Origin of the sequence: Mesorhizobium sp. B2-3-13, assembly GCF_006442195.1 — a bacterium.
In the GTDB taxonomy this organism is placed as follows: Bacteria; Pseudomonadota; Alphaproteobacteria; order Rhizobiales; family Rhizobiaceae; genus Mesorhizobium; species Mesorhizobium salmacidum.
The window spans coordinates 51,944-63,639 of sequence record NZ_VFVQ01000027.1 but is presented as its reverse complement, the minus strand read 5'-3'; the positions used below and the strand labels follow the sequence as shown (position 1 = coordinate 63,639).

The 11,696-nt window shown below is 55.8% G+C and carries 8 protein-coding genes; 1 reads left to right on the top strand and 7 read right to left on the bottom strand.

Annotated features, from left to right (window positions below; genetic code table 11):
• Positions 1-443: 443 nt before the first annotated feature.
• Positions 444-1,307 (bottom strand): hypothetical protein, encoded by an 864-nt coding sequence (locus FJ941_RS25620; RefSeq protein ID WP_210242232.1) that lies wholly within the window; start codon positions 1,305-1,307, stop codon positions 444-446.
• A gap of 169 nt (positions 1,308-1,476) precedes the next feature.
• Here FJ941_RS25620 and FJ941_RS25615 point away from each other — a divergent pair, with 169 nt between their 5' ends.
• A complete protein-coding gene (locus FJ941_RS25615) occupies positions 1,477-1,812 on the top strand; it encodes a helix-turn-helix transcriptional regulator (RefSeq protein WP_140509997.1) in 336 nt (111 codons plus the stop codon).
• A 558-nt stretch (positions 1,813-2,370) separates the two neighbouring features.
• On the opposite strand, the gene FJ941_RS25610 is transcribed toward FJ941_RS25615, so the two are convergent.
• From FJ941_RS25610 to FJ941_RS25585, 6 genes are all read right to left on the bottom strand, one after another.
• A complete protein-coding gene (locus tag FJ941_RS25610) occupies positions 2,371-3,306 on the bottom strand; it encodes a restriction endonuclease (RefSeq protein ID WP_140509995.1) in 936 nt (311 codons plus the stop codon).
• A gap of 21 nt (positions 3,307-3,327) precedes the next feature.
• A complete protein-coding gene (locus FJ941_RS25605) occupies positions 3,328-6,336 on the bottom strand; it encodes a type I restriction endonuclease (RefSeq protein ID WP_140509993.1) in 3,009 nt (1,002 codons plus the stop codon).
• Positions 6,333-6,929, bottom strand: a complete 597-nt coding sequence (locus FJ941_RS25600) for a HEPN domain-containing protein (RefSeq protein WP_246674000.1) — start codon at positions 6,927-6,929, stop codon at positions 6,333-6,335. The genes FJ941_RS25605 and FJ941_RS25600 overlap by 4 nt, the downstream gene beginning before the upstream one ends.
• Entirely contained in the window at positions 6,926-8,854 is a 1,929-nt protein-coding gene (locus tag FJ941_RS25595) for a restriction endonuclease subunit S (protein ID WP_140509991.1), read from the bottom strand. Before FJ941_RS25595 ends, FJ941_RS25600 begins: the two co-directional genes overlap by 4 nt.
• Positions 8,851-10,878, bottom strand: coding sequence for a class I SAM-dependent DNA methyltransferase (locus tag FJ941_RS25590; RefSeq protein WP_140509989.1), 2,028 nt, complete (start codon positions 10,876-10,878; stop codon positions 8,851-8,853). Before FJ941_RS25590 ends, FJ941_RS25595 begins: the two co-directional genes overlap by 4 nt.
• 225 nt (positions 10,879-11,103) lie before the next feature.
• Positions 11,104-11,688 (bottom strand): hypothetical protein, encoded by a 585-nt coding sequence (locus tag FJ941_RS25585; protein ID WP_140509987.1) that lies wholly within the window; start codon positions 11,686-11,688, stop codon positions 11,104-11,106.
• Positions 11,689-11,696 lie beyond the last annotated feature (8 nt).

The window sequence follows — 11,696 nt, the reverse complement described above, 5'->3', positions numbered from 1 at the left end:
CAAAACCCCTTCGGGCCAAAAGTGTTACCCATGTCTCCGGTATAAACCGTAACCTATGTGTCCGGAACGGACCCGAAGGCCCTGGCGGAGAGGGAGGGAGAAGATCCCGGAAATTCCCTCATGAACGCTTTCAAAGACTTAGGCCGGATCGCAGACCTGGAAGCTCACGAAAATGTACCAGAAGTCTGTACCAGAGCCAGTGGAATTGCGCCGACTTGCCATTATTTCCATCAAAATGTTCCACCAATTTCCAGGCGATAGAGCTGCTTTGTCCTCCGCAGATTTCGTCATGAGCCCGAAATTCAGGGAAGACCTTTGTAGCCATTTTAGCGGCCAAACAGCCGCGTTCGACTTTCTCGGAGAGCCTGGGAGCGCGCGCGGCTCAAGGCTTTGTGCGCCCCTTTATTACGGAAAGGCAGCGATTTTGGAGGCAGTCGAGAGGACTAGAGTTTTTGAGCTGATTTGTCGGCGGCAGCCCGAATGTAATTAATTTCACTGGCTACCTGCTTCAGCCAATACATTGCCGTAAAGTGATCAAGGGAGCCATCGTACTTAGTGAGGCGAATGACCGATGAGTTGTTCGCGAAGGTCACAATCTCATTGTGGAATACCGCTCCAAACCCGTTCTGCACGTCCTCGACATCAGCACTCGTCGGCTTGCCAAATCGTTTGACGTAAGCCTCAGATATTTCGCCGAATTTTTCCACCGTTGGCGTCCACACCTCGATCAGAAACAGCACGTAACTACCGCCGCTTCCGAATTTATAAAAGTAAAAATAGTTGTGTCGCGTGGACGTACTGCCGAAATCCATATCGACTTGGAAAATATCACCGTTGTGCCCTTTGTAGACAATCACGCAGGTAATGCCACCGACATCGCGGAAGGGTTGCTTAAACTCGAACGCCATCTTTTTATGCTCTTCCTGGCTGATCGGGTCATTGGAGCAAACAGGATATGCATCGCTTTCGCCGGAAAGGCGGCTGCTTCTAAACTCATCAACCGTCATGCCGAGTTTGAAGTTAAGGCGTGTGTAGGCGTCAGACCAATCAGACGCCGGCGAACCGATAGGCGTGTCCTCTGAGACCTTGCTCGCAACGTCAGCATCACTCGCGCTTAGATCGTTCCGAGTAGAAAGATCCGCGCTTGGCTTCGCGCTCATCCAGCGTATCGCGAAGTTCGTAGCAGCAAATGAAAGCGGTCCGACGACGGCTATCAGGCCCGCCAAAAGAGCAAGCCGCAGGATCTGGTTGCCCGACCACGAGCTATGTCTCGAAATTCCCATCTCAGCGTACGCCCCCATCGCCACGTTTCGGGAAACCCACTGAGAGACGCTCCACAGGGATACCGAAACGCAGTGAAATTGTAGCTGAGTTGCAATTTTCTGCAAATAGATTGCATATTTTCAAAAAACTCCGATTTCCGATCCCTAAAGCCGGCGCTGACCCGCCTCTACACCTCATGGTGTGGAGAAGCGAATGGAAGACCTGCGGAAGCGGTTCGGTCGATTGGTGATGACGCACCGCAAGCGCGCCGGCTACACCCAAGAGCAACTTGCCGAGCGCGCGGGCATCAGCATCGATACGGTTTCAAAAATCGAGATCGGCGCGACCGGGGCACGCTTCCCTATGATCGAGAGGATTGCAGCGGCCCTTGAGGTAGATGCTGCCGAGCTATTCAGCCCTGAAGTTCCCTCTGGGGCATTGCGGCGAGGTCTATTGCTCGAATTGACTACCCGGTTGGCTGGGCTGTCTGATGATAAGCTTCGGTGGATAAATGGCGTTGTAGAGGCGGCGCTAAGAAACAAAAGCTGACAAGGCTATCCAGGCACCTGTGTGCTTCGCCCGATTAGAGCCCAGTTCGGCGAAGGAACAGGCGAGATCAATCGGACGAAGTGAAATTAACTTCACATGGGTTTGCCACCGCGCGAGTTCACGCAGCAAGAGCCCGTCGGAAGCGGTTCGGGCGGCCAAGCCAATCGTTTTTGTGTTATCGCCGCAGACAGCTAGACATTCAGTTTGTTCGCTGGAAGCCTGGCGCGCCGGTATATCGGGCCGTCAAAAGACCAATCGCCCAAAAATCGCATACAGGCGAGCCGATTTCGTCCTGGGCGGCCTTGGTCAAGGTGGGCTGATGGATTGGGTGCTGGGCAAAATCGGCGATTGGCGTGCCTTTGGCGTCCATTGGCGTGGGGTTGAATGCGACGGTGGCAGGATCAAACGGAGCCAGTGTCAAACAGAAGGCGAAATGTGCGAAACCTAGAGACGCGAGACTAGAGGTCGGTACGGCCCGAACGGTGCAGCCCCCCGCTCGGCCCGTGGTCTGCTCGTCGCGGCTACACCCGCGTGTGTCTAGTCTCTGTTCGGTACTGCCTATTCCTCGGCAAAGAAGTCTTCATCCAAGCGCTTAAATTCGAGAGCGCGGCTTAGCCGAACCCCGACGCCGTGCTCAATCATAAGATCGGCGAGGCGCTGACCATCGATTAAGATGACGCGCTGAGTGAGGTGTTTAACGAAATCGCGTGCCTGCGAGCTGAAGATTGAGGTCGTGACGAACACGCCCTTAGTCGCCCCCAGCCCTACGAGGCTTCCCACAAAGGCTTGCACGTCGGGACGGCCCACAGTGTTGGTTTCGGCATATCGCTTGGCTTGCACATAAACGCGATCAAGGCCGAGAGGGTCCTCGTTGACCACGCCATCGACACCGCCGTCACCAGAGCGCCCGAGTTGGGCAGCGGCATTTTTGTGCGATCCGCCATAGCCCATGGCAACAAGTAGATCGACAATCAAATGCTCAAAGAAGCCGGGGCTGTTCTGGACAATCCGCTCTAGCAGTTCCGCCCGTAAAGCCAACTGGACGGATCGGAACGCCGCTTCGATTTGCTCCTCTGGTGTAGATGGCGAGGCAGCATCTGTCAGCGTGATATCGGCTGAGTTGGATGTTCCTGTTTTTTCGGCAGCCTCGGCTCCCACCTTGTAGAATTCTCGGAAGTTCGGGCTATTCAATAGGAGGTCCACGTCGATACGGGCAGGCTTTGTCGCTAACAACGCCCGCCCAGCCTCAGTTGCGACGAAACGTCCGCGAGCAGGCGAAGCGATCAAGCCAGCCTTCGACATGTAGAACTTTGCCCAATGAATGCGATTGTGCAGAATGCGTTGCCGTCCGCTGGGCAGCAGTTCCTCGCGCTCTTCTTGGGTCAGATTAAACTCGTCGGCGATCCGGTTTTCCACGTCAGCAACGCGTTTTTCACCTTCGGCGGAAAGGCGCAGGACGGGCAACATGAGCGACTGATAATCAGGAATGGACATCGGGAAATCGCTGGGAAAAGTTCATGACGACACACCCTCGCGAGCCTCGCGCAGTGCACGGCTGAAAAGGTGCTCGAAAATGCGATCTCGATCTTCGGCGTTAGTCATGATGATGTTTTGCAGGCTGCTGTCGCGCTGATACTGCTTGATGGTTTCCTCAAGCAGGCGACGCACGAACGTGGGGCGGGAAACATCAGGCGGGTTGTTCCGCAATACCGCTGCCATATCCTCGTCAAGCGCTTTTCGTTTCACTTGCTCTAGCCGGATGAAATCCTCGTCGGTGAACTGCGTTCCGTGCCTCTCATTAAATGACTTGACGATCTCTGAAAGGGCCTTCGCCTCATCCTCGGTATACGGCTTCGCGCCAAATTCGCTTATTGCCGTCAGCGGCTTTGTATCTGCCGCATTCAGCGAAGCCGAACCGGTCTCTTTCTGCTGCACCCGGAATGCCCTTAGCCTGAGCATTTCATCGGTGATTTCGACTTCCGGCGGCTGCTCGCGATTTGGAAGCACCCGGTCGAGCCAATCGACGTAGGCGAACAGCTTTTCGAGGTTTGTATCACCGAGCCGAACTATCTGGGCGACAAAGCTGTAGAACCGCTTGTAGCTGCGAAGCAGTTGGCGAAACTCCTCTTGTCGTCCGTCGTCGGCTTCTGCCTCGAACCGGGCCACGGCGTTGCGGACCAATGCCTCCAATGTCACGCGATCCTGGGTAGAAAGCGCACCCTTGAAGAAGGTAGCAGCGAAACGCTCGATCTCCCCGCTATCGAGATAACCGAAAGTGCGGATGCGTGTTTCCAACTGGTAGATTTGGTTCTTGTCGGATACCGCTTCGATGCTCGAAATCTCGAAAAACGGGCGGAAGGCCTCCTTGATGTCATCCATCGTATTTTGAAAATCGAGGATGAAGGTGCGTTCCTTGCCGGGGTAGGTTCGGTTCAGCCGGGAAAGGGTTTGCACGGCCTGTAAACCGGCGAGCTTCTTGTCGATATACATGCCGCAGAGCTTCGGCTGATCGAACCCAGTCTGGTACTTCTCAGCGACGATCAGCACTTGGTACTCGGGCGTGTCAAAACGGCGCGGAAGTTCCGTCTCACTAAAGGTGTTCAACTCCGCTTCGGTGTATGTGTTGCCATCAATATGGAGTTCACCAGAGAACGCGACGAGCGCTTTCAAGTCGCGATAACCCTTGTCCTCGATGTATGCTCTTAGTGCGAAGAAGTACCGGAGTGCGCTTTCGCGGCTGGCGGTGACGATCATGGCCTTTGCCTGACCGTCAAGTTCGGTTCGGACGTGGCGACGGAAATGCTCGATGATGACCTCGATCTTTTGATTGAGCGCCGTGGGATGAAGAGCAGCGAAACGAGCCACCTTCCGTTGCGCTCGGCGCGTGTCCAGTTCCGGGTCATCGGCGATAGTCTTCTCCAAAGCATAATATGCCTTGTAGGTCATATAGTTCTGCAGCACGTCGAGGATGAACCCCTCCTCGATGGCTTGTCGCATTGAATAGAGATGGAACGGGTGTGGAAGGCCACCCGAGCCCATCGTTCCAAACCGTTCGAGGGTGACGTTTCTAGGCGTAGCGGTAAAGGCGAAGTAGCTAATGTTCGACTGCGGCCCCCGTTGGCGCTGATATTCCGCAATGAGTTCTTCGATCTCGTCCGAAGTGGTCGCCTCGTCTTCACGGCTAAGCGCGTCGTTCAAAGCCTGCGCACTCTTGCCGGATTGCGATCCGTGCGCCTCGTCGATCAAGACGGCAAAACGGCGTGTGCCTTGGCCGGTGATTACCCGCAGATGCTCGGTCGAGAACTTCTGGATCGTCGTGATGATAATCTTCGCTTGGCCCTCGATTGCGGTCTTCAACTGGCGCGACGTACCGTCGATCTTGCGGACGACGCCGGGCGTTTGCTCGAACTGCGCAATTGTGCCCTGGAGCTGGCGGTCGAGCACTACGCGATCCGTGACGACAATCGCGGTATCGAAAACCGGCTTATCCGCCTCGTCATGGAGGGTTACCAGCCGATGCGCTGTCCAAGCGATGGTGTTGGACTTCCCCGATCCTGCCGAGTGTTGGACGAGATAGTTCCTGCCGCCACCGTTGGCGCGTGCATCGGCGATCATTTTTAGAACGGCGTCGATCTGATGGAAGCGCGGGAAGATTAGCGCCTCCCTGCCGTCACCTGTGTCGAGATGGACGAAGCGTCCGATGATGTCGAGCAGGATGTCTCGCGACAAGATCGCCCGTCCCTCTGGCTGATCCGCCCAGAGATAGGCAATACGAAACTCATCCGTGATTTCGGGGTTACCCGCTCCCCCATTGCTCCCTCGGTTGAACGGCAGGAAGCGCGTCTTGCCGTTCTGAAGGCGCGTGGTCATGGATACATTGTCCTGATCCAGGGCGAAGTGAACCAGGGCTCCGCGCTTGAAGGTCAATAGCGGTTCGTTCGCTGGCGCTCGATCATAGCGATATTGCCGTTCGGCATGGCGGAATGTCTGTCCCGTGAGAGTGTTTTTCACTTCCAAGGTGGCGACCGGCAGGCCGTTGACGAAGAGCACCACGTCGATGGCGTTCTCGTTCTTCGCGCTGTACCGCAATTGCCGGACGACGCTAAGTGAGTTCGCTTCAAACAGGCGGACGAGGGCCGGGTTGACGTTCGACGCGGGCTTGAAAGCAGCGAGAAAGAACTTGAGGTTCGGGACCAGTTTCACGCCGTTGCGAAGCACATCGAGAGTGCCACGCTGCTTCAGACCCTGTTCAAGCTGCTTGAAAAATTCGGCCTCGGACGAAGCTCCATATTGGCTTTCGAGCTTTCCCCATTCGTTAGCCTGAGTAGCCTTTATGAAGTCGAGAACAAGCACCTTATCGAGGGCGGATGCGCGGTCAAAGTCCTCGGGTAAACGGGGACGGTAACCTTGTTGCTCGACCAGAGCCTTGCAGAGATGGACTTCCAGAACCTCTTCGCGGTGAACGGTCCCTTCGGAAAAGCCCTTGGCGTAAGGATGCGAAATCGGCGGCTCTTCATAGTTCATGGTCGCCAACCCCTCGCCATCTTGATCTCGTCCACAACGCGGACGAGCGCGGTATTCAAGGCCAGCATGGCGGCTTGGAGGTGCGGTACACTGATATAGGCTTCGAACCCGACCGGAAGATCGTTGCCATCTATTGGCGTGCCGTAGTCGCCATATCGGAAGCCAGTCGATTGCGGGTCTATCGCCGCCAGTTCTCGCATACGTCGAACGATCCATTCGGGCACGTCTTGTTTGTACCGCGTCCTGACCATCTCCACGAAACTGTCCGTGAGAGCGATAAGGTCATGGATGCGTTTTTGGCCTGGCAATGCTGCCTTAAGGATCAATTCGCACGCATGTCGGTAAAGAAACAAAGCCGCATTGCCGACCCGATAGTCTTCAACACGTTGGTCCTTGATCGCTTCGATCAATTCATTTGCCGCAGCAAAATATTCCTCTGCGAGCGAGGCGTTGTTTGCCTGCATCATACCGCCGAGGGCAAAACCATGAGGTCCAGACCAGCCGTTCTCCCGTGCATGATGTTCGGCAAGCTCTTCAAAGAGCGGGCGCGTCATTGCCTCTTCGGTGAAGATGTCTTCCAACGACATCGTCATGCGAACATGTCCGGCGTCATCGTGTGGGCAGTGCGGGGGCCTTTGCCCTTAGGGACAAGGCCGTTGCGCTTCATCCAGTCAAGCCAATGGCGCAAATCGGCGTCCTTGAATTTCTCGCCCTTTTCCATGTGCCATTCGGTGAGGACGCCGCTGATGATCGCTGCATCATCCGGCTGTTGCCCATCCATCAACATATCATTCCAGACAGCGTAGAGCGTGGCGACGGCTTCGACTTGTCGGCGATCCAGGTCACTCAAGAGGATGATCAGGTTTCGGAGTGCACCAACGCGCTGGCGGCCAAGCAAGGTCTTGAGGTCGTCGGCATGCTGGCCCGCCCTGGTGAGCGGCATGTAGATGACAGCCCCGCCGACCCCATCTGACTGCTTGACGCGATAGAACCCCTCCAATTCCAACAACCGCTCCGTCTCATCGATCAAAGCACGGTCAAACGGACCTGCGGCTTCACGAAGATAGTTGCCCTGTAGCTCGCTTATGCCGACATGAGTTTCGGCCAAAAAGAGTTCCTTTTGCAGCTTCACCCGACCGAATTTCGCATTGCCCTGATGTCGGTGAGTGATCTCCGCACCGACCAACAGGCGGAATTTGCTGCGGTGGGGCTTTGTTGTCATGGCGGGCAGCTTCGCCCGGACGTCGAGCTGGCCTGTAACGGCGGCAGTAGCCAGGGCGGCGCGGCGTGCGCGTAGAAGGCTGATGCTCCGTTCGGTCAGTGTGAGGAGCGAGTTGATACGCGCAGTTTCGTTCTCAATGTGATCGGCGATTGCGGCTTGCTCTTGAACATCCAGTTTCGGCAGTCGCACTTTTCGGAAATGGCCGAAATTCAGGTCTTGGCCGTCTCTGATGAAGTTCGAAGTCAGCCTAAGCGCCTGGATATAGAGGCTTGATTTCAGAAGTGCCCCGTAAAAACGACCTTCGACATTTGGTCCCGGCTTCAGTACCGAATACGAGGACCGTACACAGCCCTTCGCGTGCGCACGCTCAAGCCCGCCATCCATGCTGCGCATGCTGATCACGAAATCTCCGATCTCAACATGCTTGCGCATTTCCAAGTTGACAACGGCTAGCGTGACCTGCCTTTTTTCGATCTCCTCAAACTCCGAGAGAGGGATCACCCCGTACTTCTGAGTGGCGGATAGCAACTGGTCGCCATCGCGGGCGCGCTCTTTGCTTTCGGTAAAAAGTGCGGTTGGCCGAACTACCTGCCAGTGGGCAGGTATCTTGCCGAGCCAGTCAACGCCCGTTTCCTTGAGTTCTACATCTGTGTCTATGCCTCGTGTCACCGCATGGGCGACTACCGCCAGCCGCATTTCTTTCAGCAGCACGATGAAGCGTGACCGCCTCTCAATCAATCGGTCAGTGCGGGCGATTTCGTGGTCAAGATAGGCGGCGATAGCCTTTTGGATGTCGTAGGTAGGGAGTGCAATCCGCGCGCCCATCATGCGGCGTGTATCGATACTTTCAACCGTTGCACCGAATTGCCTCCACTCCAAAAGCAGTTCGGAACTCTGACCTTCAATCCACCATGTCAGAAAGCTACCATCGACCTCCTTCGACAGCCGAAACGCCTTCATATCTTGATTGAGCGTTAGGCGTCGTCCTGCGATTGCTACCGGCAGGGTGTGGCGTAGAATGCCCGAGCGAACGACAATCAACGGCGATCCGGGTTCCACGTAGGTTGTTGCGCTGCCATCGACAGCTTCCTCTGTGATGTAGTCCTCTGTCTCCGAAACGATGCGGGTCTTCATGTCTTTTGGAGAAGCCCACGGCACTGCGCCGCCCGTCCAAAACGCAGCTTCCCCCTTTGACGGTGTTCCGCCGCCGACCAAGCGAGAGATATGCCGAAGGCGCTTTACCGGCCAAGACGTCTCGGCCCGAGCAAGACGCGCCGCTTCAAGCTGGTCGCTCATCCTGCGACCTCATTCAGGAGGCCAGCGATTTCCGCTTCCAGCGTCTTCAGTTCGGCGTCGATCTCAGCGAGCGGACGTGGCGGGACGTAGCGGTAGAAATAGCGGCTGAAGTTGATTTCATAACCGACCCGACCAACGCCCTTGTCGGCGTCATCCCTGTACGTTTCGTCCACCCATGCTTCGGGAACGAACTGCGTTACTTCGCGGGTTACGTATTCCTGCCAATCTTCCTTCAACGGCACGAGTTCGTAATCACGAAGCTCCGCGTCTGGTTCAGGACCGCCGTTGCTGTCGAGGCAGATCGCAGCAGTCTCGTCCCGCTCTGAAAGCGCCGAAAGGATCGCCTTTTTGACCGGAGTGGCGACCTTCACACCGGCTCCTTTTAGCGCCTTGGCCAAGGCAGCCTCAAATGAAGGCCGATCCTTGAACAGCGAATTGGGTAGCCGATCAGTGACCACGTTAAGCACGTCCTCCTGTTCCGATGGGTCGAGTTTCAGGAAGGGCTTGGTGAGCGTCAGCCTCTCGATACGTTCCGGGTTCGCTTGGAAATTCAAGCGGAGAGGCTGCTCGATCTTGATCTCGCGATAGCCGAAATCTGTCGTGTCGAAGATCCTCGATACGTCGGCCCACTCGCCACCGCCATTCGCCATCTCATGGAAAATATGGACGATTGTCTCGCGAGCGTCGTCGCGAATTTCCCGGCGCTTCGAACCGAGGCTTTTGCGCATGGGCTTCCAGAACCGCTCACCCGACGCATCGATCAACTGGACCTTGCCTCGACGCTTCGGCTCCTTGCGGTTCGTCAAAAGCCAAACGTAAGTTTGTATGCCGGTGTTGTAGAAAAGGTCGGTGGGGAGCGCGACGATGGCCTCGATCCAGTCCTTCTCCAGCATCCAGCGGCGAATTTCGCTCTCGCCCGATCCGGCTCCGCCGGTGAATAGCGGCGACCCGTTCATGACGATGCCGACGCGCGATCCCGCTTCATCGTCACGCATCTTGGAAATCATGTGCTGAAGGAATAGAAGCTGCCCGTCCGAAATGCGTGGCAGACCCGCTCCGAACCTGCCATTCTTACCGAGCCGTTCGTGCTCGTCTTTGATCGGATCGGCGTATTTTTTCCAGTCCACGCCATAAGGCGGGTTCGACAGCATGTAGTGGAAACGTCTCCCCTTGTGGGCGTCGTGCGTCAGCGTGTTGCCGAAAGCGATCTGTTCCGGGTCGTGCCCGGTGACAAGCATGTCCGATTTGCAGATGCCGAAGCTCTCTCCATTGAGTTCCTGACCGAATAGTTCGACCCGGATTTTCTCATTGAACGCCTTCATGCCCTCTTCGGTCAGAGCAAGCATGCCGCCTGTTCCACAGGCCGGGTCATAAACCTGCCGGATGATGCCGTCGCCGACGAGGGCGGGGGCGTCATTGACGAGAAGCAGATCGACTATGAGGCGGATGACCTCACGGGGAGTGAAGTGCTCGCCCGCAGTCTCGTTCGAGATTTCCGAAAAACGGCGGATTAAGTCTTCAAACAGGTAGCCCATGTCGAGCGTCGAAATGGACTGGGGCCTAAGGTCGAGCGCAGCGAACCGCTCGAACACTTTCCAGAGGATCGCCGCTTCATTTAGGCGTTTCAACTGGTCCGTGAAAAGGAACTTGTCGAGGAAGACATCCTTCACGGACGGAGAAAAGCTGGTGATGTAGGTTACAAGGTTGCCGTGCAGATCGGAGGCGTTCTGCCCTCTCAATACCGAGAATGTCAGTTTGCTGGTGTTGTAGACACGAATGCCGCTGCCCACAGCCCCGTAGAGCATCATTTCGCGGGTCTGCTCGTCAATGCCCTCCGGCAATGAAGCGAAAGCGGCCCGAACGGCAGCCCTCGAAGGTTCAAGAATGCAATCGAGCCGTCGCAAAACGACAAAGGGCAGAATGACCTTGCCGTACTCCGACTGCTTGAAGTCGCCGCGCAGAATTTCGGCGATCTGCCAAACAAAATTGGCAAGCGATTGCACTTGTGGAGCTGGTGACGGCATGTCGTTTTTTCTCGGTCGTTCCCTCCGACCGAGCGGCACCTATGATCGAGACGTCACACGCTCCGGCTCGATACGGCCCTGACTACAGATTGCGCCAACAGCAATTAACTGCAGGTAAAAAAAATCGTTGCCAAAAGGTTAACAACGCGTGGTTCGGCAGTCAATCTAGGTCCTTTGGGATAACGACCTTGCTGCGATTTTGAGCATTTTTGGATGGAACGCAGCCTACCTGAGATCAAGCTCTAGCTGCCGTGGGTCAGCCCCAAATGGCTTGGTAACTAATTGCCCGTCTACCCAGCATGGGCGGTTCAAGTTCTCGAGCAACTGATGGTAGTCGAAAGTAGCGAGGGATGAATGCCGGAAAGCAGTTGTCTCGATCTTGAGCAATTCATCCCAAGAATGGCGTCTTATTTCCTCCCTCGTAAATTCCGTTAGCCTCTCTCCAAAATACGTGTTCCACAGTCGTCCTCTGCGCAAGGCCCTCACCAGCGATCCTTTCGGATTGGGATTGGCGAGCAGATTGACCTCCAGAACACGCTTTCGTAGCGTTGAAAGATAATGTTTTCGAGTATGTAGAGTGCAGTCCGTCAGGTTGAAGATTGCCGCATCCCAATTAAAGAACGTGCAATCTAGGAGATCGGAGATCGTTTCGACCCGCTTATGCCCGGCTGTATGCGCCCAGGTATTTTCCAAAGCCCAGATATCCACCTTCCATCGCGCAAACCTGAGGCCGTACCCTCCGAACCTGTTGGGAGTAGCGTTGAGCGAAACCATGAGTGCGTGGAACGCTGCAAGGTCGCCGTCAAACATTACGAAAT

What these genes read in the sequence shown, in the direction of transcription:
- FJ941_RS25585 (WP_140509987.1), bottom strand. Translation starts at nt 11,688, where the DNA reads ATGTTTGACGGCGACCTTGCAGCGTTCCACGCACTCATGGTTTCGCTC.
- FJ941_RS25615 (WP_140509997.1), top strand. Translation starts at nt 1,477, where the DNA reads ATGGAAGACCTGCGGAAGCGGTTCGGTCGATTGGTGATGACGCACCGC.
- FJ941_RS25605 (WP_140509993.1), bottom strand. Translation starts at nt 6,336, where the DNA reads ATGAACTATGAAGAGCCGCCGATTTCGCATCCTTACGCCAAGGGCTTT.
- FJ941_RS25595 (WP_140509991.1), bottom strand. Translation starts at nt 8,854, where the DNA reads ATGAGCGACCAGCTTGAAGCGGCGCGTCTTGCTCGGGCCGAGACGTCT.
- FJ941_RS25610 (WP_140509995.1), bottom strand. Translation starts at nt 3,306, where the DNA reads ATGTCCATTCCTGATTATCAGTCGCTCATGTTGCCCGTCCTGCGCCTT.
- FJ941_RS25600 (WP_246674000.1), bottom strand. Translation starts at nt 6,929, where the DNA reads ATGACGATGTCGTTGGAAGACATCTTCACCGAAGAGGCAATGACGCGC.
- FJ941_RS25590 (WP_140509989.1), bottom strand. Translation starts at nt 10,878, where the DNA reads ATGCCGTCACCAGCTCCACAAGTGCAATCGCTTGCCAATTTTGTTTGG.